Origin of the sequence: Streptomyces coeruleofuscus, from assembly GCF_039532725.1 — a bacterium.
Classification (GTDB): domain Bacteria; phylum Actinomycetota; class Actinomycetes; order Streptomycetales; family Streptomycetaceae; genus Streptomyces; species Streptomyces coeruleofuscus.
Map to the genome: position 1 here is coordinate 635726 of NZ_BAAASE010000005.1, position 20303 is coordinate 656028.

Annotated in this window: 17 protein-coding genes and 1 pseudogene; 10 read left to right on the forward strand and 8 right to left on the reverse strand. The window is 71.8% G+C overall.

The window, feature by feature from the left end:
• Positions 1–9 precede the first annotated feature (9 nt).
• A complete protein-coding gene (locus ABFX81_RS22245) occupies positions 10–1812 on the reverse strand; it encodes an ABC transporter transmembrane domain-containing protein (protein WP_086844032.1) in 1803 nt (600 codons plus the stop codon).
• A gap of 105 nt (positions 1813–1917) precedes the next feature.
• On the opposite strand from ABFX81_RS22245, the gene ABFX81_RS22250 reads away from it, so the two are divergent.
• Both ABFX81_RS22250 and ABFX81_RS22255 read left to right on the forward strand, forming a co-directional pair.
• The gene (locus tag ABFX81_RS22250) at positions 1918–2367 is read left to right on the forward strand and encodes a MarR family transcriptional regulator (RefSeq protein WP_086844030.1); all 450 of its coding nucleotides are present in this window, start codon (positions 1918–1920) and stop codon (positions 2365–2367) included.
• Positions 2368–2452: 85 nt separating this feature from the next.
• Complete coding sequence (locus tag ABFX81_RS22255) at positions 2453–2830, forward strand: VOC family protein (protein ID WP_086844028.1); 378 nt, start codon at positions 2453–2455, stop codon at positions 2828–2830.
• A 68-nt stretch (positions 2831–2898) separates the two neighbouring features.
• On the opposite strand, the gene ABFX81_RS22260 is transcribed toward ABFX81_RS22255, so the two are convergent.
• Positions 2899–4278, reverse strand: coding sequence for a cation:dicarboxylate symporter family transporter (locus tag ABFX81_RS22260; protein WP_086844026.1), 1380 nt, complete (start codon positions 4276–4278; stop codon positions 2899–2901).
• Between the two features lie 176 nt (positions 4279–4454).
• Positions 4455–6063, reverse strand: a pseudogene (locus ABFX81_RS22265) (peptide-N4-asparagine amidase).
• A 231-nt stretch (positions 6064–6294) separates the two neighbouring features.
• Here ABFX81_RS22265 and ABFX81_RS22270 point away from each other — a divergent pair.
• From ABFX81_RS22270 to ABFX81_RS22285, 4 genes are all read left to right on the forward strand, one after another.
• Complete coding sequence (locus ABFX81_RS22270; RefSeq protein WP_086855408.1) at positions 6295–8100, forward strand: ABC transporter transmembrane domain-containing protein; 1806 nt, start codon at positions 6295–6297, stop codon at positions 8098–8100.
• Positions 8097–9878: an ABC transporter transmembrane domain-containing protein gene (locus ABFX81_RS22275; RefSeq protein WP_086855407.1), complete on the forward strand. Its 1782-nt coding sequence runs from the start codon at positions 8097–8099 to the stop codon at positions 9876–9878. Before ABFX81_RS22270 ends, ABFX81_RS22275 begins: the two co-directional genes overlap by 4 nt.
• A 912-nt stretch (positions 9879–10790) precedes the next feature.
• On the forward strand, positions 10791–11261 hold the full coding sequence (locus ABFX81_RS22280; protein ID WP_086854475.1) for a DUF5709 domain-containing protein: 471 nt from the start codon (positions 10791–10793) through the stop codon (positions 11259–11261).
• 35 nt (positions 11262–11296) lie between these two features.
• Positions 11297–11542: a type B 50S ribosomal protein L31 gene (locus tag ABFX81_RS22285; RefSeq protein ID WP_059418946.1), complete on the forward strand. Its 246-nt coding sequence runs from the start codon at positions 11297–11299 to the stop codon at positions 11540–11542.
• Between the two features lie 25 nt (positions 11543–11567).
• Here the strand turns inward: ABFX81_RS22285 and ABFX81_RS22290 are convergent, their stop codons facing one another.
• Complete coding sequence (locus ABFX81_RS22290; RefSeq protein ID WP_086854474.1) at positions 11568–12362, reverse strand: metal-dependent hydrolase; 795 nt, start codon at positions 12360–12362, stop codon at positions 11568–11570.
• Positions 12363–12507: 145 nt separating this feature from the next.
• On the opposite strand from ABFX81_RS22290, the gene ABFX81_RS22295 reads away from it, so the two are divergent.
• The 3 genes from ABFX81_RS22295 to ABFX81_RS22305 all read left to right on the forward strand — a co-directional run bounded on the left by ABFX81_RS22295 (position 12508) and on the right by ABFX81_RS22305 (position 16955).
• Entirely contained in the window at positions 12508–15021 is a 2514-nt protein-coding gene (locus ABFX81_RS22295; RefSeq protein WP_346138544.1) for a DEAD/DEAH box helicase, read from the forward strand.
• Between the two features lie 37 nt (positions 15022–15058).
• On the forward strand, positions 15059–15931 hold the full coding sequence (locus tag ABFX81_RS22300) for an acyl-CoA thioesterase (protein ID WP_346138545.1): 873 nt from the start codon (positions 15059–15061) through the stop codon (positions 15929–15931).
• A 127-nt stretch (positions 15932–16058) separates the two neighbouring features.
• On the forward strand, positions 16059–16955 hold the full coding sequence (locus ABFX81_RS22305) for a DMT family transporter (RefSeq protein WP_086850878.1): 897 nt from the start codon (positions 16059–16061) through the stop codon (positions 16953–16955).
• Between the two features lie 53 nt (positions 16956–17008).
• Here ABFX81_RS22305 and ABFX81_RS22310 read toward each other — a convergent pair whose 3' ends face one another.
• From ABFX81_RS22310 to ABFX81_RS22325, 4 genes are all read right to left on the reverse strand, one after another.
• Entirely contained in the window at positions 17009–17794 is a 786-nt protein-coding gene (locus tag ABFX81_RS22310) for a DNA-formamidopyrimidine glycosylase family protein (RefSeq protein ID WP_086850876.1), read from the reverse strand.
• A gap of 10 nt (positions 17795–17804) precedes the next feature.
• On the reverse strand, positions 17805–18176 hold the full coding sequence (locus ABFX81_RS22315) for a VOC family protein (RefSeq protein ID WP_086850874.1): 372 nt from the start codon (positions 18174–18176) through the stop codon (positions 17805–17807).
• 110 nt (positions 18177–18286) lie between these two features.
• Complete coding sequence (locus ABFX81_RS22320; protein WP_086850872.1) at positions 18287–19216, reverse strand: DUF6397 family protein; 930 nt, start codon at positions 19214–19216, stop codon at positions 18287–18289.
• Positions 19217–19341: 125 nt separating this feature from the next.
• Entirely contained in the window at positions 19342–19755 is a 414-nt protein-coding gene (locus ABFX81_RS22325) for a roadblock/LC7 domain-containing protein (protein ID WP_086850870.1), read from the reverse strand.
• A gap of 104 nt (positions 19756–19859) precedes the next feature.
• Here ABFX81_RS22325 and ABFX81_RS22330 point away from each other — a divergent pair, with 104 nt between their 5' ends.
• Positions 19860–20288, forward strand: coding sequence for a TIGR03618 family F420-dependent PPOX class oxidoreductase (locus tag ABFX81_RS22330; RefSeq protein ID WP_086850868.1), 429 nt, complete (start codon positions 19860–19862; stop codon positions 20286–20288).
• Positions 20289–20303: the final 15 nt, after the last annotated feature.

Here is a 20303-nt window from a genome sequence, read left to right on the forward strand (position 1 = left end):
GGCATATTTTCATCTTGTCGGTTCCAGTTGGGCGTCCCGGCGTACGAGCGCCGCGTACCGGCCGTGCCGCTCCAGCAGTTCCTCGTGCGTACCGAGTTCGACCGCGCGCCCCGAGTCGAGGACCACGATCTGGTCGGCACCCCGGACGGTGGACAGCCGATGGGCGATGGTGAGCGTGGTGCGGTCGGCCGACAGCGCGTCGATGGCGTCCTGCACGGCGGCCTCGGTCCGGGTGTCCAGGGCGCTGGTGGCCTCGTCGAGGATGAGGACCGGCGGGTCGCGCAGGATGGTCCGGGCGATGGCCAGGCGCTGCTTCTCGCCGCCGGAGAAACGGTGGCCGCGCTCGCCGACGACGGTGTCGTAGCCGTCGGGCAGGGCCGCGATGTGGTCGTGGATCTGCGCCGCCTTCGCCGCCTGGTGGAGTTCCTCGTCGGTGGCGTCGGGCTTGGCGAAGCGCAGGTTGTCGGCGACCGAGGCGTGGAAGAGGTACGTCTCCTGCGAGACGACGCCGACCGCGCGCGCCAGGGTGTCGAAGTCGAGGTCGCGGACGTCGACCCCGTCGAGGGTGACGCGGCCGCCCGTCACGTCGTAGAGGCGGGGCACCAGGTAGCCGAGCGTGGACTTGCCGGCGCCGGTGGGGCCGACGATCGCGAGGCTGCCGCCGGCCGGGACGGTGAGGTCGATGCCGTCGAGGACCGGGCCGCCCTTGTCGTCGTAGCCGAAGGAGACGTTCTCGAAGCGGACCTCGCCCTTGACCCGGTCGAGGCGGACCGGTTCCGCGCGCTCGGTGATGTCGATCGGCAGGTCGAGGTACTCGAAGATGCGCTGAAAGAGGGCGAGCGAGGTCTGGATCTGCACTCCCGTCGACAGCAGGCTCACGGCCGGGCGGAACAGGCCCTGCTGGAGGGAGACGAAGGCGACGATGGTGCCGAGGGAGACCTCGGGGCCGCCCAGCTGGAGGGCCATGCCGGCGGTCCAGTAGATGACGGCGGGCAGGGCGGCCATGACGATCGTGATGACGGCCATGCGCCAGCGGCCGGCCATGTTGGACCGCACCTCCAGGTCGACGAGCTCCTCGGACTCGTCGGCGAAGGACTTCGTCAGCGAGTCGGAGCGGCCCATCGTGCGGCCGAGCAGGATGCCGCTGACGGAGAGCGACTCGGTGACCGTGGCGGCCATGGCGGCCATCTGCTTCTGGCGCTGGGTGGTGATCTTCCGGCGTTCATCGCCCACGCGGCGGCTGATCCAGACGAACACCGGCAGCAACAGCAGCGAGACGACGGTCAGGCGCCAGTCGAGGACGACCATCGCGACGATCGTGGCGACCACGCTGGTGAGGTTGGAGACCAGGGAGGTCGCGGTGGAGGTGACGGTGGCCTGCATGCCGCCGATGTCGTTGGCGATGCGGGACTGCACCTCGCCCGTGCGCGTGCGCGTGAAGAAGGCGAGGGACATGCGCTGGAGGCGGCCGTAGACGGCGGTGCGCAGGTCGTGCATGACGCGCTGGCCGACCGTGGTGGAGATGAGCGTCTGGAGGACACCGAAGACGCTGGTGAGGACGGCGCTGAGGATCATGCCGAGGGCGAGCAGGCTGAGCAGGCCCGTACGCCCCTGCGGGATCGCGACGTCGAGGATCTCCTTCAGCAGGAAGGGCGTGGCGACCGAGACCAGCGACGCGGCGCCGACCAGCAGGCCGACGATCGCGAGGCGGCCCCGGTAGGGACGGAAGAGCCTGAGGATGCGGCGGACCTGCCGGGGCTCTTCCTTCGACTCGGCGGGTGCGGTCCAGGGGGCTTCACGGTCGGGGTGCATGGGCTCCTTCGAGAGAGCGGTACGGCCGGGGCTGGGGCGGCGAATCGGATCGTAGCTCATTGTTACCTATACTCACAATGAACATCATCCTGATATTGTTCCCGCATGACCTCCCCCGACTCCGACGGCCTGCTGGCCGAGCAGTTGCTGCGGCTCACCCGCCGGGTGCACCGCATCCAGAAGCGCCATCTGGAGCATCGCGACCTCGGCATCACACCGGCCCAGTCCCGGCTGCTGCGCACTCTGGCGCACTGGGGGTCGCCGCCGCGCATGGCCGACCTGGCCGAGCGCCTGGAGGTGGTGCCCCGGGCCGTGACCACGCTGGTCGACGGGCTGGAGGCGAGCGGCAAGGTTCGCCGGGTCCCGGATCCGGCGAACCGGCGGGTGATCCGCATCGAGCTCACGGACGACGGCCGGGGTGCGCTGCGCGAGCTGCGGGCGGCGCGCAGGTCGGCCGCGGAGGAGATCCTGGCCCCCCTGACGGAGCAGCAGCGCGCGGCGCTGGGAGGGCTGCTGGACACGCTGATCGACGGGACGCCGGTGGGGTCCTGCTGACGCGCTGGAGGCGGCCCAAGGTCTCGTTCGGATCAGGCCGCAGACGCGGGGTCTGATCCGCCGGACGGACCCCTAGACTCCCGCCATGATCGCCGACCTTCAGTGCGTGGTGCTGGACTGCCCCGCTCCATCGGAACTCGCCGGCTTCTACCAGTCGCTCCTCGGCGGCGTCGTCAACCAGCCGGACCGGCGGTGGTCCCTGGACGAGGACTGGGCGACGCTGCACACGCCGTCCGGATTCGTGCTGGCCTTCCAGCGGGTGGCAGACCACCGGCCGCCGCGGTGGCCGGATCCCGCCCGGCCGCAGCAGTTCCACCTGGACTTCGGCGTGGCGGACCTGGATCACGCGCAGGAGCAGGTGCTGGCCAGGGGCGCCGAGGTGCTGGACGCCGGTGCGGACGGGCGGAGTTGGCGGGTGTACGCGGACCCGGCGGGACATCCCTTCTGCCTGGTGCGTCACTGAACACACGAAGAGCCGCGGTCGCCGCCCGATGTCCCGGGCGACGACCGCGGCTCGCTCGCCAGCCGCCGTCAACTGGCGTCGGCGACGGTCTCCTTGGTCTTCTGGGCCGGAACCTCCGCCGGAACGGGCTCGTCGCCGCCTTCCAGGTCCTCGGCCGCGGTTTCACCGTCCAGCACCTTCTTGGCCCGCTCGATGTCCAGCGCACCCTCCCAGCGGGACACCGCGAACACGGCGACGCAGTTGCCGAGCAGGTTCGTGACGACGCGCATCGAGTCCATGATGCGGTCCACGCCGAGCAGCAGGGCGACGGCTCCGGCCGGAATGGCGCCCAGGGACGAGGCCGTCGCGGACAGGGCGAGGAACGCCGAACCGGGGATGCCCGCCATGCCCTTGCTGGTCAGCATCAGCACGAGGACCACGGTGATCTGCTGACCCAAGCTCAGATCCACGCCCACGGCCTGGGCGATGAACAGCGTGCCGATGGACAGGTAGAGCGAGGCTCCGTCGAGGTTGAAGGAGTAGCCCGTGGGCAGCACCAGACCCACCGCGTCGTCGCGGGCACCGGCCCGGCGCAGCTTCTGCATCACGCGCGGCATGACCGACTCGGTGGACGCCGTGCCGAGCGCGAGCAGCATCTCCTCGCGGATGTAGCGCAGGAACTTCCAGAGGCTGAGCCCCGTCACCATCCGCAGGGCGACGGCGAGCAACGCGACGAACAGCGCGGCCGCCACGTAGCAGAGCACGATGAGCTTGGCGTACGTCTTCATCACGCCCAGCCCGTAGTTGCCGACCAGGTGGGCCATCGCGCCGAACACCGCGATCGGGGCCAGCCGCATGATGAAGCCGACGACCGTGAAGATCACTTCCTGGGCCTGGTCGATGGCGGGCAGGATCTTCGGCACCTTGGTGTGCCCGAGGTGCAGCAGGGCGGCGCCCACCAGGCAGGCCAGGATGAGGACTTGGAGCAGTTCGTTCTCGGCGAAGGCGCCGACGAAGCTCTCGGGCAGCGCGTTGAGGACGAACTCGGTCGTCGAGGGCAGCTGGCCACCGCCCGTCGTCTGGTTCACCGCGGCGGCGTCCAGCGAGGAGGGGTCGACGTTCATGCCCTTGCCGGGCCCGACGACGTTGGCGGCGACGAGGCCGATGACCAGGGCGGCGGTGGAGGCGACCTCGAACCAGATGAGGGCCTTGACCCCGATCCGGCCGAACGCCTTCAGGTCACCGGCCTTGGCGATGCCGACGACGACCACGCAGAACACCAGAGGCGAGATCACCGTCTTGATGAGCCGGGTGAAGCCGTCGCCGAGCGGCTGGAAAGCCGTGGCCGTGTCCGGCCACAGCTTCCCGACGACGATTCCCAGGACGAGCGCGCAGAGAACCTGCGCGAAGAGTGAGCTACGCAGGGTGCGTGCGACGCGCCGCGACAGGGACGGTACGGACGGTGGCACGAGGCCTCCTTGGGGGGACGGGACGCACAGAGGCCGGAGGGGACTTCTGCGATACGGAAAGCGGCTTCCGTAGCCGTACACTGTGGAGGCTGTCTTGATCGCGCACAAGACCGCAACGTTTCGGCCATGTAAAAGCGCCCCAAGTGGCACACGTCACATAGGCCACACCGGCCCCGTCAGCAGTGGTGGCGGTCCCCCGTGAGCACCCCCTGCGCGGTGGTCAGCGTGCGGTCGTAGCAACCGTGCGAGCCGTACAGCCGGTAGCGCTCGCTCGTCGTGCCGACCGCGTGCCGTTGGTCGCGGGGCACGTTCGCCGTGTACGTGGCGTCGCCCGTGTAGGAGTCGTCGAGCCGCGACCAGGCCGTACGGTGGCCGCCGCGCGTCTCGACGGCCGTGGCGCGGTCGCCGAGGGTCAGCACGGTGCGCAGCCGGTCGCCCGCGCCGAGGGTGGTCGTGCCGTCCATCGTGTAGGTCCGGTCGGTGCGGGTGGTGTGGGCCGGTCCGCGTCCGCCGACGGTCACCGACTCGTCGTCGGTCCAGGCGGCCTTGAGTGCGTCGGTCGTCTCGCCGTCCATCCAGCGGTGCTCGGAGGAGTTGGCGAGGGAACGGCTGACAGTGGTCGTGACGCGGCCGCGCGAGGTGTCGACGTATCCGGCAACGGTCAGCCGGTGGGCGCCCTCGGTGTCGACCCGGTGCTCCGAACCGGGCGTGTACGAGGAGGAGTTGGCGAGGTCGCCCGCCCTGTGCACGGTGAGCTTCCCGGGAACGTGGGCGCGCTGCTCGTCCTGCCAGACGAGGACGTTCACGGGGGTGCTCCAGCCGGTCTGCCCCTCGGGCACGCCGACGACCGAGACCTCGACGCGGTGCGGGCGGCCGTCGTTGAGGAGCCCGGCGAAGGGGGTGAGGTCGTAGGTGATCGGCTTGATGTCGAAGGCGCGCGGGCCCGGGATCACGTACCAGAGGAACGGGTTGGACCAGCCGCCGGTCCACACGGTCGGGAACGGTGCGGCGATGCCCGCGAGCCGGCCGTCCACGCGGATCTGCACCTCGCGGTAGGGGCCCTGGCCCGCCTTGCAGGAGTACGGCGCCGGGTCGGGCACCTTTCAGGTACCAGTACTCCTCGCAACCGCCGCCGGAGCCGGTGGCGTACACCTCGGCGACGACGCGTTCGCTGTTGCGGGGCGTCGTGAGGGTGGTCGCGCCGTCGGTCCCCTCGTCGAGGGTGAGGACCCGGTCGGGGCTCTTCCCGTCGGGGCGGCCCTGGTGGAACGTCAGCGTGACCTTGACGTCGAGGACACCCGTGTAGGTGTCGTCGACGACGTTCCCGATGAGCATCTCGACGTCCTGGCGGCCGCGGAAGGTGTCGCTGTAGCGGGTGACGTCCTTCTCCACCGACCACTCGATGCCGTCGGGCGAGGGCTGCGGTGTCGACGTGCGGAAGATCTCGACCCCGCCGACGTGGAGGTAGCCGAGCCGGTCGTACTGGCGCCCCTTGACCTTGCCGTGGAGCCGCAGCACCACCTTGCTCCAGCGGTCGCCGCAGTCGCCGGGCGGGGTGTACGTGCCCCGGTACGGGGTGAAGTCCCGGAACTGCGCCTGGGCGACCGTGACTTCGCAGGACCTGCCACCGGGTTTCGTGACGGGCGGGGCGGCCGTGACCGGGTCGTGCCAGTCGGTGCCGAACTCGGCGGGGACGTCGGCCGCACGGGCGGGACCGGTCCCGAGGAGGGTACTCGCCAGGAGGGTCGCCCCGGCAAGCATGGACATGACGATCCGTCTCTTCATGGGCGGTGTTCTACGGGGAGTCCGCCGCCTCCGCAATGAGCACCGGCCCGGCGGGGCAACCCTGTTCCCACCCCTGTCGGCCGGTTCCGTTCGGTGGGTCGAAAACCGGTTGCCTCCGACCACGTGGCGACGCGAACCTGTCACGGTTTGTTGCCTTCGGCCGAACCCTCAATCCCCATCCCCCCATCCCTCCATCCCCCCATTCCCCCTGACACGAGCCACTGGGACGTCATGCAGATTCAAGACCTTCCGTACCCCGACCCGGGCGTGCCGGACGCGCGTTCGGGTCCCCGATTCCTGTGGTGGCTCTTCCGGAATCAGCTGGACGGGCAGCTCAAGTCGCTGGCCTGGGGGTTGCTGCACTTCGCCTCCGTCGCCGCGCTGCCGTTCTGCGTCGGTGTCGCCGTACAGGCCGTCGTCGACCGCTCCGGCGGGCAACTCGCCCTGGCAGGCGGCCTGCTGGCGCTGGCCTGCGTCGGCAACGCGGTCGGCGACACGTTCCTGCACCGCACCGCCGTCACCAACTGGATCACGGCGGCCGCCCGCGTCCAGCAGTTGCTCGCCCGCAAGGCCGCCCAGTTGGGCTCGGCGCTGACCCGGCGCGTCGCGGCCGGAGAGGTCGTGGCGGTCTCCACGGGTGACGTCGAGAAGATCGGCTGGTTCGTGGAGGCCTGGTCGCGGTTCACCGCCGCCCTGGTCACCATCGTGCTGGTCTGCGCCGCTCTGCTCGTCTACCAGCCCGCGCTCGGTGTCGTCGTCGTCGTGGGGCTGCCCGTGCTGGCGCTCGCCGTGCTGCCCCTGCTGCCCCGCGCCACCCGGCGTGCCGACGTCCAGCGCGAGAAGGCCGGACGCGCCACCGAACTCGCCTCGGACACCGTCGCCGGTCTGCGCGTACTGCGCGGCATCGGCGGTGAGGAACTGTTCCTGGACCGCTACCGCCGTGCCTCCCAGGAGGTCCGGCACGCGGCGGTGCGCAGCGCCCGGATGTGGTCCCTGATCTCCGCGATCCAGGTCCTGCTGCCGGGACTGCTGCTGATCGCCGTCGTCTGGTACGGCGTGCACCTGGCGCGCCAGGGCCGGATCACCGTCGGCGAACTGGTCACCGTCTACAGCTCGGTGATGGTCCTCAGCTATCCGCTGCGGCACTTCGAGGAGATCGCCATGGCGTACTCCTTCTCACGGCCGTCCGCCAAACGGGCCGCGGGCGTGCTGGCGCTGGAGCGGGCCACGGACACCGCCGGGTCGCGCGAGGCCCACCTCCCCACCGGAGACCTGTACGACCCGGACACCGGGCTGCTCGCGAGCGCCGGCCTGCTCACCGCCGTGGTGTGCGGCGACCCGGACGCGGCGGGCAGGCTGGCGGAACGGCTGGGCGGGCATCCGTCGCAGGAGGGCACCTCGGTGCTGCTGGGCGGCGTGCCGCTCGACGAACTCCCGCTGGACAGTGCCCGTACGGCCGTCCTGGTCCAGGACAAGGACCCGGTGCTGCTGTCCGGCTCGCTGCGCGAACTGCTCGACGTACCCGCGTCGGGCGCCGTCGAACCGCGGGCGGCGCTGGCCGCCGCGCAGTGCGACGACGTGCTGGCGGCGCTGGTGCAGGGCTCGGTGGACGCCGCCGACCCCATGGACGCCCGGATCACCGAACGCGGCCGGTCCCTGTCCGGCGGCCAGCGCCAGCGACTCGCGCTGGCCCGGTCGCTGATCACGGATCCGGAGGTGCTCGTCCTGGACGAGCCGACCTCGGCCGTCGACTCGCACACCGAGGCACGGATCGCGCAGGGCGTGCGGGAGCTGCGCGCGGGGCGCACGACCGTGGTGTTCACCTCCTCGCCGCTGCTGCTGGACCGCGCCGACCGGGTGGTGTTCCTGCACGAGGGCGAGGTCGTGGCGGTGGGCGCCCACCACGAGCTGGTGCACACCGAGCCCCGCTACCGCGCGGTGGTCACCCGCGAGACGGACGACGAGGTCGCGCTGACCGGTTCCGTCGCCCTGAAGGACGTACTGCACGACCTGGAAGAGATCGAGGAGAAGGCATGATCGGCGTGGCGCCACCGGCGTACGACCCGGCGGCCCCGACGACGGCGAACACCCTGCCGGTCGGTGCCCCCACCACCGTCCGCGCCTACGTGACCGAACTGCTGCGCCGGCACCGCCGGGCGTTCCTGCTGCTCGTCGTCGTCAACACGGTCGCCGTCATCGCCTCGATGGCCGGCCCGTGGCTGCTGGGCGGAGTCGTGGAGCGGGTGTCCGACGGCGCACGGGACCTGCGGCTGGAACTCACCGCGGGGCTGTTCGTGGCGGCGCTGGCCGTCCAGGCCCTGTTCGTCCGCCAGGTACGGCTGCGCGGCGCGATGCTCGGCGAGCGGATGCTGGCCGACCTGCGCGAGGACTTCCTCGTCCGGTCGGTCGGGCTGCCGCCCGGCGTGCTGGAGCGGGCCGGGACCGGCGATCTGCTGTCGCGGATCACCACGGACATCGACCGGCTGGCCAACGCCATGCGCGAGGCCGTGCCGCAGCTGTCGATCGGCGTGGTGTGGGTGGTGCTGCTGATGGGCGGGCTGGTCGTCACGGCGCCGCCGCTGGCGCTCGCCGTGCTGCTCGCCCTGCCGCTGCTGATCACCGGCTGCCGCTGGTACTTCCGGCGGGCGCCGGCCGCCTACCGCTCGGAGGCCGCCGGGTACGCCGCCGTGGCCGCCGCGCTCGCCGAGACCGTGGACGCCGGGCGCACCGTCGAGGCACACCGCCTCGGCGACCGGCGCGTCGCGCTGTCCGAGCGCCGGATCCGGGAGTGGACGGCCTGGGAGCGGTACACGATGTGGCTGCGGTCGGTGCTCTTCCCGGTCATCAACGTCACCCACGTCACCGTGCTCGCCTCGGTCCTCCTGCTCGGCGGCGTGTTCGCGCTGCACGGCTGGATCGACGTCGGCCAGCTCACGACGGGCGCGCTGATCGCCCAGATGCTCGTCGACCCGGTGGGCATGATCCTGCGCTGGTACGACGAGCTCCAGGTGGCCCAGGTGTCGCTGGCCCGGCTCGTCGGAGTCCGGGACATCGAGCCGGAGGCCGGCGACCCGTCCGTGTCCCCCGACGGACGCCATGTGCACGCCGACCGGGTGCACTTCGGCTACGTGGAGGGCGTGGACGTCCTGCGCAAGGTGTCCCTGGAGGTCTCCCCCGGCACGCGGCTGGCCCTGGTCGGCCCCTCGGGCGCGGGCAAGTCGACGCTGGGCCGGCTGCTCGCCGGGATCTACGCGCCCCGGGACGGCCGGATCACCCTGGGCAGCGCCGAGCTGTCCCGGATGCCGGCGGAACGCGTCCGCTCCCACGTCGCCCTCGTCAACCAGGAGCACCACGTCTTCGTGGGCTCCCTGCGCGACAACCTCCGGCTCGCCCGGACCGGTGCCGGCGACGCCGAGCTGTGGGCGGCGCTGGGCGCGGTCGACGCGGACGGCTGGGCCCGGGCGCTCGACGACGGCCTGGACACCGAGGTCGGCTCGGGCGGCCTGACGCTCACCCCCGCCCAGGCCCAGCAGATCGCTCTTGCCCGCCTGGTGCTGGCGGACCCGCACACCCTGGTCCTGGACGAGGCGACGTCCCTGCTCGACCCACGCGCCGCCCGCCATCTGGAACGATCCCTGGCCAAGGTCCTCGACGGCCGCACGGTCGTCGCCATCGCCCACCGCCTCCACACCGCCCACGACGCGGACGTCATCGCCGTCGTCGAGAACGGCCGCATCAGTGAACTGGGCAGTCACGAGGAACTGGTGGCGGCGGACGGGGCGTACGCGGCGTTGTGGAGGTCGTGGCACGGGTGACAAGCCGGTGACGACGGTGCCGAGGCCTCGGGCGCCCGGCCGGGAGGGCACGGCGCCCCGAACGACCTGCCCTCCGAGCGGGGGCGGGACTGGTCGGGCCCGGCCCGGTCCGGCCCGGTCCGGCCCGGTCCGGGGCCCGGCCCCCGATTGGCCCGGCATCTGGGTCGGTCCCACCTTCCGGACGGTCCCTGATCCGGGGGCCCGCTCCCGGGGGGGGCCGTCCCGGGGGGCCTGCCCCGGGGATCCGCCTCCGCAGGGCCACTCCACGAAGCAACCCCCGTGGGCTACCTCCGCAGGGCCACCTCCACGAGACCGCCTGCGGGGGCTACCTCCGCAAGGCCACCTCCACGAGACCACCTGCGGGGGGGCTACCTCCGCAAGGCCACCTCCGGGGGCTGCTCCCGGGGGGCCGCTCCCGCGGGGCCACTCTCCGCAGGGCCACCTCCGGGGGCGCCGCCGCGGGCCACCTCCGGGGCGCCTCGGGAAGTGGACCCCCGGAGGTGGCCCCGGGGTCGACCCGGCCCTGGAGCGGCGCGAGCCCGGGAGCGGCACGAGCCCGGGAGCGGCACGAGCCCGGGAGCGGCACAAGCCCGGCGCCGGCACGAGCCCGGGAGCGGCACAAGCCCGGCGCCGGCACGAGCCCGGGAGCGGCACAAGCCCGGCGCCGGCACGAGCCCGGGAGCGGCGCGAGCCCGGGAGCGGCGCGAGCCCGGGAGCGGTGACCGCCGGAGGCGTTCCGTGGCGTTGCGCGGTCCCGAGGCGGAGTGGAAGGCTGGAAACAGGCACCGGCTCGGGGGATCGCCCGGGAACCGCGGCAGCGGTCCGGCGGCGGGCGGCGTCAGTGCTCCGTGTGGCGGCGGCCCGGCGCGGGCCCCGGTGTGAACGGGCCCGCCCCACCCCCTGGAGGTACCCGTGAAGAGCTCCGACGGCTGGGGAGACGACGTCTACCAGCCGGAACCATCCGAGCAGAGAGAGGACACGGGGCTGCTCGACGCCGAGGACACCCTGGAGTACGACGGCGTCGACGATCCCCTCGACCGGGGCTGGTCCCCTCCCGAGCGGCCCTGGGCCGTGGAGCACAGCGGCGTCACCGCGGCGGAGCGGCAGCGGGGCGAGACGCTGGACCAGCGGCTCGCCGAGGAGCTGCCGGAGCCCGTCGCCCCGGACGGTGACGGTCTCGGGGACTGCCAGGGCACCGACGGGGAACTCCTGGACAACGAGGTCGGCGCCGCCCGCTCCGGTCGGCTCGTGGCTCCCGACGAGGGCGCGCACGAGGACGAGGAGGGCGCGCTGGTCGCCATGGACGTGGGCATCGACGGCGCGGCGGCGTCGGCCGAGGAGGCAGCCGTGCACATCGTCGACGAGGACGTCCTGCCCGGCTGATCGCAGAACCGACCCGAGCCGCCCGAGGAGCAGCCATGCAGCAGGACAAGCACCCCGACTACCACGCCGTCGTCTTCCGCGACCGGGCCGCCGGTTACGCGTTCCTGACCCGGTCCACCGCGACCAGCGACCAGACCATCGAGTGGGACGACGGCGAGACCTACCCGGTCGTGGACGTGGAGATCTCCTCGGAGAGCCACCCCTTCTACACGGGCAAGGCCCGCACGGTGGACTCGGAGGGCCGGGTCGCCGCGTTCGAGCGCCGGTACGGCGGCCGCTGAGCCCTGTCCTCGGCTCGGCAGGGGCTCAGATGACGTTGAGCGCCGCCGCGCAGCCCACCCCGCCGAGCAGCATGAACACCGGCATCAGCACCTTGAGCTCCACCCAGCTGCCCGCCCGGAACCGCATGAACTTCGGCGGCCCGACCGGGTACCAGCGCTTGCGCCCGAGGGGAATCGGCCACAGGATCGGGCAGCCGGAGACGGTCAGCGCGTCCCCGATGTCGTGCACGATCGCGCCTAGCACGACCGGCAGCCCCAGCCACAGGTACTCCTGGCCCGGCGCCGTGAACAGCCAGTCCGCGCCGTTGCCCGGTTTGTCCAGCACACCCGCGAGGATCCACGCGGTGGCGGCGGCCAGCAGCCACACCAGGACCTCGCTGCTGGAGCCGCGCGTCGCGCGCCACAGCAGACCCTCGATGGCCAGGACCATGTGCACGAAGAGGATCGCCAGCACCCCCCAGCGGTCGCTGGTGATCGCCACGACCGAGGTACCCGCACCGATCAGCACCGCCCACAGCCAGGTGTGCGTGAGCGTCCGGTGCCCACCGGAGCGGCGCGGGTCGCCCTGCTTCTTGGTGGCCTTGTAGACGGCGTACGACAGCTTGTCGACGATCTCGCACAGCCAGCGCGACACCGGTCCGAAGGACCGCGAGATGGTCGCCGCCTTGTGGTCGAGGTCCGGGGCGAGCGCGGCACCGGCGCAGATCAGAGCGCCGACGAGGAGGACCGGCCAGGGCATCGGGTGCCCGGCCGCGGCGGCCGCCGCACCGACGCCGAGCCAGGCGGCGCCGCCCGACAGTGAGTGTGCTGGTCCCATCATGGCCGCTGCCCGCCCCATTCCTCATGTGCCGCTGTCCAGTTGACCGGGCGCGCTGACGTCCCGCCGGCGACCCAGCGTAGCGTTCGTGATCTTCGGGCCCGCAGCCGATTCCCGCATCGGGCATCGGGCCAGGCAAGATGGGGGCGTGACCCTCATCGATCAGCTGCCGCGGACCGCCGACCCCGACGCCCTGTACGAAGCCTTCGAGTCATGGGCCGGTGAGCGGGGTCTCACGCTCTATCCCCACCAGGAGGAGGCGCTGATCGAGGTGGTCTCCGGCGCGAACGTGATCGTGTCGACGCCCACCGGTTCCGGCAAGAGCATGATCGCGGCGGGTGCGCACTTCGCCGCGCTGGCCCGGGACGAGGTCACCTTCTACACCGCCCCGATCAAGGCGCTGGTGTCGGAGAAGTTCTTCGAACTGTGCAAGATCTTCGGCACGGAGAACGTCGGCATGCTGACCGGTGACGCGTCCGTCAACTCCGACGCCCCCGTGATCTGCTGCACCGCCGAGGTGCTCGCGTCGATCGCGCTGCGCGACGGCAAGGACGCGGACGTCGGCCAGGTCGTGATGGACGAGTTCCACTTCTACGCGGAGGGCGACCGCGGCTGGGCCTGGCAGATCCCGATCCTGGAGCTGCCGCAGGCGCAGTTCGTGCTGATGTCGGCGACGCTGGGCGACGTCTCCTTCTTCGAGAAGGACCTCACCCGCCGCACCGGCCGCCCGACCGCGGTGGTCCGCTCGGCGACCCGCCCTGTGCCCCTGTCGTACGAGTACCGCTACACGCCGCTCACGGAGACGCTCACCGACCTGCTGGCGGCGCGGCAGGCGCCCGTCTACATCGTGCACTTCACTCAGGCGCAGGCCGTGGAGCGGGCACAGGCGCTGATGAGCATCAACATGTGCTCGCGCGAGGAGAAGGAGCAGATCGCCGAGCTGATCGGCAACTTCCGCTTCACCACCAAGTTCGGCCGCAACCTCTCCCGTTACGTCCGGCACGGCATCGGCGTCCATCACGCCGGCATGCTGCCCAAGTACCGCCGCCTGGTGGAGAAGCTCGCGCAGGCCGGCCTGCTGAAGGTCATCTGCGGCACGGACACGCTCGGCGTGGGCGTCAACGTCCCCATCCGCACGGTGCTGTTCACGGCCCTCACCAAGTACGACGGCACGCGCGTCCGCACCCTGCGCGCCCGGGAGTTCCACCAGATCGCGGGCCGTGCCGGGCGGGCCGGTTACGACACGGAGGGCTTCGTCGTCGCGCAGGCGCCCGAGCACGTCGTCGAGAACGAGAAGGCGCTCGCCAAGGCGGGCGACGATCCGAAGAAGCGCCGCAAGGTCGTCCGCAAGAAGGCGCCCGAGGGCTTCGTCGCGTGGTCGGAGCAGACCTTCGAGAAGCTCATCACCTCGGAACCGGAGCCGCTGACCTCCCGCTTCCGGGTGACGCACACGATGCTGCTGTCGGTGATCGCCCGTCCCGGCAACGCCTTCGAGGCGATGCGCCACCTGCTGGAGGACAACCACGAGCCGCGCAAGCAGCAGCTGCGGCACATCCGCCGCGCCATCGCGATCTACCGCTCGCTGCTGGACGGCGGCATCGTCGAGAAGCTCGACGAGCCGGACGCGACCGGCCGCGTCGTCCGCCTCACCGTCGACCTCCAGCAGGACTTCGCGCTCAACCAGCCGCTGTCCACGTTCGCGCTGGCCGCGTTCGAGCTGCTGGACCCCGAATCGCCGTCGTACGCGCTCGACATGGTGTCCGTGGTCGAGTCCACCCTGGACGACCCGCGGCAGATCCTCGCCGCCCAGCAGAACAAGGCGCGCGGCGAGGCCGTGGCCGCGATGAAGGCGGACGGCGTCGAGTACGAGGAGCGCATGGAGCGGCTCCAGGACATCACGTACCCGAAGCCCCTGGAGGAGCTGCTCTTCCACGCGTACGACACGTACCGCAAGAGCCACCCCTGGGTCGGCGACCATCCGCTGTCGCCGAAGTCGGTCATCCGGGACATGTACGAACGGGCGCTGACCTTCACGGAGTTGGTGTCCCACTACGAGCTGGCGCGCACCGAGGGCATCGTGCTGCGCTACCTGGCCAGCGCCTACAAGGCCCTCGACCACACCGTCCCGGACGACCTCAAGTCCGAGGACCTCCAGGACCTGATCGAGTGGCTGGGCGAGATGGTGCGCCAGGTCGACTCCAGCCTGCTGGACGAGTGGGAGCAGCTCGCCAACCCGGAGGAGATGACCGCCGAGGAGGCCCAGGAGAAGGCCGACGAGGTCAAGCCGGTCACGGCCAACGCGCGTGCCTTCCGCGTCCTGGTCCGCAACGCCATGTTCCGCCGGGTGGAGCTGGCCGCCCTCGACCAGGTCGAGGAGTTGGGCGAGATGGACGCGGAGTCCGGCTGGGACGCCGACGCGTGGGGCGAGGCGATGGACAAGTACTGGGACGAGTACGACGACCTCGGCACCGGCCCCGACGCCCGCGGCCCCAAGCTGCTGATCATCGAGGAGGAGCCGGAGAACGCCCTGTGGCGGGTCCGGCAGATCTTCCACGACCCGAACGGCGACCACGACTGGGGCATCAGCGCGGAGGTCGACCTCACGGCCTCCGACGCGGAGGGCCGCGCGGTCGTCCGGGTCACCGACGTCGGCCAGCTCTGAACGGCCAGGCAGCAGCGAGCACAGGAGAATCCCACGCATGACGACGAACCCGGCCGAGAGACTGGTCGACCTGCTCGACCTGGAGCAGATCGAGGTCAACATCTTCCGTGGCCGCAGCCCGCAGGAGTCGCTCCAGCGGGTCTTCGGCGGCCAGGTGGCGGGCCAGGCCATGGTCGCCGCCGGCCGCACCACGGACGGCGACCGCCCCGTGCACTCGCTGCACGCGTACTTCCTGCGCCCGGGCATCCCGGGCGTGCCGATCGTCTACCAGGTCGAGCGGGTGCGCGACGGGCGGTCGTTCACGACTCGCCGGGTCACGGCCGTCCAGCAGGGCCGTACGATCTTCAATCTCACCGCCTCCTTCCACAAGCCGGAGGAGGGCAGCTTCGAGCACCAGCTGCCGCCGGCCCGGAAGGTCCCGGACCCGGAGTCACTGCCCACGGTCACGGACGAGATCCGGGAGCATTTGGGCGCGCTGCCGGAGCAGTTGGAGCGGATGGCCCGCCGCCAGCCCTTCGACATCCGCTACGTGGACCGGCTGCGCTGGGCCACCGAGGAGGTCGCGGACGCCGAGCCGCGCAGCGCCGTGTGGATGCGCGCGGTCGGGCCGCTCGGCGACGACCCGCTCGTGCACACCTGCGCCCTCACCTACGCCAGCGACATGACCCTCCTGGACGCCGTCCGCATCCCGGTCGAGCCGCTGTGGGGCCCGCGGGGCTTCGACATGGCGTCACTGGACCACGCCATGTGGTTCCACCGCCCGTTCCGCGCCGACGACTGGCTGCTGTACGACCAGGAGTCGCCCATCGCGGTCGGCGGCCGCGGTCTGGCCCGGGGCCGGATCTACGACCGTGAGGGCCGGCTGGTCGTGTCGGTCGTGCAGGAGGGGCTCTTCCGCAAGCTCGACTGACCTGGTCGTGTGCCGGTGGGGGCCGCTCCTCGGGGCTCCGATCGCGCCCATGCCCGGTTCCGGCGACCATGGCAGGAGAAGCCACTCCGCCAGCGTCACACGCCCGCCGGTCCGGGAGGTGACCACGCTGCACACCGTGCTCCCCGTCGTCTTCGCGGTCTGCGCGGCCCTCAGCAACGCCGTCGCGACGGTGTTGCAGCGCAAGGCGGCCCTCACGGTGCCGCGCTCCCAGGGGCTCAGGGCCGGGCTGATCTCCGACCTGCTGCGCCGGCCCGTCTGGCTGGCCGGCATCCTCGCCGTGATCGCCGCCGCCGTCTGCCAGGCGCTGGCGCTGGCGACCGGGCCGCTGACGATCGTGCAGCCGCTGTTCGTGCTGGAGCTGCCGCTGACCCTCGTCGTCGCGTCGCTGCTGATGCACCGGCATCTGCCGCGCACGGGCTGGCTGGCCGTGACGGTGGTGGTGGCCGGACTGGCGGTCGCGCTCGCCGCCGCGTCCCCCACCGGCAACCGCACCCATGTGGAGCTGGACCGCTGGATCCCCGCGCTCGCCGTGTGCGCCGGGGCGGTCGCCGGCCTCGCCGTCGCGGCCCTGCGCCGCCCGGAGGGCCGGACCCGGGCGGCGTGTCTGGGAGGCGCGACGGCGATCAGCTACGCGGTGACCGCGGCCCTGATGAAGGCCGCCACCCACATCCTCGACGAGCAGGGACTCGTGGGTTTCCTCACCGCGTGGCAGACCTACGCGTTCGCCGCGACGGGCGTGTGCGCGCTGTTCCTGCTGGAGAACGCGATGCAGGCCGGTCCCCTGGTCGCCTCGCAGCCCGCGCTCACCCTCGGCGACGCGATGGTGAGCCTCGCCCTCGGCATCATCCTGTACGAGGAGACGGTCCGCACCGGGTGGTGGCTGCTGCCCCAGCTGTTCGGTGTCGCACTGATCGCCGCGGGGGTGCTCGCCCTGTCGCGGATTCCGTTCACACAGTCGCTCGTGGCACCGGACGAGGAACGCCGGACGGTGGGAGTGCCATGAGGGCCAGGGGGCTCCTGAGGACCCCGGCGACTGATCGGTCCTGGCCGGACGGATCACCCCTCCGGCTGACACCGCGGGCACCACACCGTCCCGCGGCCCGCCATCCGGGACCGGCGCAGACCGTTGCCGCAGCGCGGGCACCTGGGGTCGGGGTCGTCACGATGCCCGGTGAGCCAGGAGTCCCGCGGCGGCACGCAACCGGCGCTGACGGCGGACCGCAAGGTTCTGCGCATCTCGCTGTACAGGCGACGGCGGTCGTCCTGGGTGAACTCACGCGCCAGGCGGTCGGGGCGCAGCCGGGCACGCCACAGGATCTCGTCGGCGAGCAGATTGCCGAGACCGGCCAGGGCGGACTGGTCGGTGAGCGCGGTCTTCAGGTGCCCTCGGCGCGACGAGAGCACGGCCTCGAAATCCGCGCGGGCCACCGCCATGGCGTCGGGGCCCTGCCGCCCCAGCAGGCGGTCGAGGTCGGTGTCGTCGTGGGCCAGCCACAGGCCCTGGAGCTTGCGCTGGTCCCGGAAGCGCAGCTGACGGTTGCCACTCAGGGTGAACAGCACCCGGTCGTGGGCCTCGACGGCATCGTCGGGACGACCGCAGACCAGCCGCCCGGTCATGCCGAAGTGCAGCACCAGGGTGGGACCGCCGGTGCGGGCGAGCAGCCACTTGCCGTGCCGCTCCGGGGTGCCGAACCGCCGGCCCTCCAGCGCGTCACGCAGGCCCCGGATTCCGACCCCGTGCAGGACGCCCGCGTCCCGCACCTCGACATGCCGCACGACCCGTCCCTTCGCACAGGACTCGAGCACCTGCCGGAAGCCCTCGACATCGGGCAGCTCGGGCATGACCGACGGGTCAGGATTCCTGGAGGACGGACAGCACGTTCCCCGCCGGGTCGGTGAACCAGGCGATCAGCGGGCCGCCGCCGCGGAAGATGCCCTTGTCGTCCGCCTTGAGGTGGTCGTAGCGCTCGAAACGCACCCCCCTTCTGCTCAGCTCGTCGACCGCCGCCTCGATGTCGTCGACTGGGAAGTTGAGGATGGTGTAGGTCGCCGGGGTGTGCTCCTCCTTCGGGTAGACCAGGATGTCCCGGCCGCCCGCGATGTGCAGGATCAGCATGCCGTGCTCTTCCGAGACGCGGAGTCCCAGCGTGTCGCCGTAGAACTTCCTGGCCGCCTCGATGTCGTTCACGGAGAAACCGCTGTACGCCTTCGTCGAACCGAACATGATCGCCTCCCGGTCATAGTCTCCTCACAGGTCAGCCCGGGGCGCATCCGGAAACTCATCGCTTGTCGGGCGAACGGCAGGGCGCGCCCTCCGCCCGGGCAGGGGCAGGATCACCCCGTAGGCCGCCGGCCTCTGCGGCGCAGCCAGCCCAGGAGGCCGTGGGAAGGCGTGTGGTCCTGGGGCACGGACCGGTCGTCCGCCGGAGCCGCGACCGGTTCCGGCGCCGAGGTCGGGGCCGGCACCGGTACCTGCTGCGGGGCCGGGCGTGGTGCCGGGCGTCGCCTTCGGGCCGTTTCCATCGTGTGGGCGAGATCCGCACGGAACCAGGCCACTTCGTCCGGCTCGCTCGCCGTCATGAGCTCCTGGGCCCGTTCGGCGGCGGGTGAGCCGGGCGCGCCGTGTGCCGGAAGCCGGGGTCGGCAGCGGTACAGGTGGTCGCGCTCGCACGGGTCCCCTACGACCTCCGCCACGTCGGCCGGGTCGAGGAGGCGGGCGACGGCCGCCGCGTGCGCCCACGGGTCGTCCCCCGCCTGCCGCAGCAGGAACCCGATGTACCGTCCCCGCCAGTTGCGGGGCCGCCGGTCCAGCCCCGCCTTCAGCCCTTCCCGCACCTCCGCGGGCGTGCGGCCGGTCAGCAGCCGGGCGTTGCTCTCCTCGCTCGCGAACTGCCGTAGCTCCTCGGCCAGATACAGCCATACGACGGTGCGGTAGCGGTTCAAGTAAAAGCGCACGGGTACCAGCAGGCCGAAGCGCGCGAGGCTCGTGAACCTGGTGGGTGTCACGTCCAAGAGCTCGGCGCCCTCGTTGGTTCCTGCGGTCGCGACGCGCTCGCGCAGTGCGTCCGGGAAGCCGTCTTCGGCGCGCAGCCGGTCGAGCTCGGCGCGGGCGACCCGTCGGCCTCCGCCCCCTTCGTCGGGCACGGTCCGGACGAGTCCGAGATTCACCGCCAGATCGAACTCGCCCCGCCTCAGGTCGAGTTCGCGCGCGGCCCGGCTGGCGGCGCAGGTGAGGCGGTCGGGTTTCGCGATGGTGCCTGACATGGTCGGTCTCCCCCGTGGAGTCGGCGGCTCACGCCGTGTGCGGTTGCCGTGAAAAAACCGTAGCCGCTTCGGCGCACTTCGTGGCGAGCCTGTGGATAACTCCGCGGGGGTGACGAACGTGCAGGTCAGATGCCTGTTTCCGGCTTCCGTTCGGGCTGGCGCGCATCCACGTCGAGGTGCTCGCCGACCCGGTTGACGAGAAGTGTCATCTCGTAGGCGATCTGGCCGATGTCGGCCTCCGCGCCGCTGAGGACGCACAGACAACTGCCCGTGCCCGCCGCGGTGACGAAGAGCACCGCGTCGTCGAACTCGATCATCGTCTGGCGTACGCTGCCCGCGCCGAAATGCCGTCCCGAGCCCTTGGCCAGGCTGTGCAGTCCGGACGACACGGCCGCGAGGTGCTCCGCGTCCTCGCGGCGCAGGCCGGTACTCGCCCCTGTCACCAGGCCGTCGTTGGACAGGACCAGTGCGTGCCGCACGTGGTGGACGCGCTCGGTCAGGTCGTCCAGCAGCCAGTCCAGTCCCTGGTTCTGCGCCATGTTCCGATCTCCCCGTTTTCTCCCCGTGCGATTCTCCTCCTGGCCGGAGGATCTCCACGCCAGCCTTCCCCACGACCGCTGCCGGGGCAAGGAGGATGGGAGCCATGGCAGAGAAGATGACCGACGCGCAATGGCGGGAGTTCGTTTCCCACGGCACCCGCACCGGAAAGCTCTCCACGGTCCGGGCCGACGGGAGCCCGCACGTGACCCCGATCTGGTTCGTCCTGGACGGCGACGAGCTGGTGTTCAACACCGGCAAGGACAGCGTGAAGGGGCGCAATCTCATCCGTGACGGCCGGGTCGCCCTGTGTGTGGACGACGACCGGCCGCCGTACTCCTTCGTGGTGGTGCGGGGCCGTGCCCGCGTCTCGGAGGACCTCGACGAGATACGGCACTGGGCCACCCGCATCGGCGCCCGGTACATGGGCGAGGAGCGCGCCGAGGAGTTCGGCGCCCGCAACGGCGTCCCGGGCGAACTCCTCGTCCGTGTCGCCATCGACAGGGTCCTGGCGGAGCGGGACGTCGCGGACTGACGGAGAGGGACCCCG

Coding starts and splice junctions, on each gene's coding strand:
- ABFX81_RS22255 (WP_086844028.1), top strand. CDS start 2,453: ATGATCGCCGACCTTCAGTGCGTGGTGCTGGACTGCCCCGCTCCATCG.
- ABFX81_RS22300 (WP_346138545.1), top strand. CDS start 15,059: ATGACGACGAACCCGGCCGAGAGACTGGTCGACCTGCTCGACCTGGAG.
- ABFX81_RS22330 (WP_086850868.1), top strand. CDS start 19,860: ATGGCAGAGAAGATGACCGACGCGCAATGGCGGGAGTTCGTTTCCCAC.
- ABFX81_RS22315 (WP_086850874.1), bottom strand. CDS start 18,176: ATGTTCGGTTCGACGAAGGCGTACAGCGGTTTCTCCGTGAACGACATC.
- ABFX81_RS22245 (WP_086844032.1), bottom strand. CDS start 1,812: ATGCACCCCGACCGTGAAGCCCCCTGGACCGCACCCGCCGAGTCGAAG.
- ABFX81_RS22290 (WP_086854474.1), bottom strand. CDS start 12,362: ATGATGGGACCAGCACACTCACTGTCGGGCGGCGCCGCCTGGCTCGGC.
- ABFX81_RS22310 (WP_086850876.1), bottom strand. CDS start 17,794: ATGCCCGAGCTGCCCGATGTCGAGGGCTTCCGGCAGGTGCTCGAGTCC.
- ABFX81_RS22285 (WP_059418946.1), top strand. CDS start 11,297: ATGCAGCAGGACAAGCACCCCGACTACCACGCCGTCGTCTTCCGCGAC.
- ABFX81_RS22270 (WP_086855408.1), top strand. CDS start 6,295: ATGCAGATTCAAGACCTTCCGTACCCCGACCCGGGCGTGCCGGACGCG.
- ABFX81_RS22320 (WP_086850872.1), bottom strand. CDS start 19,216: ATGTCAGGCACCATCGCGAAACCCGACCGCCTCACCTGCGCCGCCAGC.
- ABFX81_RS22325 (WP_086850870.1), bottom strand. CDS start 19,755: ATGGCGCAGAACCAGGGACTGGACTGGCTGCTGGACGACCTGACCGAG.
- ABFX81_RS22250 (WP_086844030.1), top strand. CDS start 1,918: ATGACCTCCCCCGACTCCGACGGCCTGCTGGCCGAGCAGTTGCTGCGG.
- ABFX81_RS22275 (WP_086855407.1), top strand. CDS start 8,097: ATGATCGGCGTGGCGCCACCGGCGTACGACCCGGCGGCCCCGACGACG.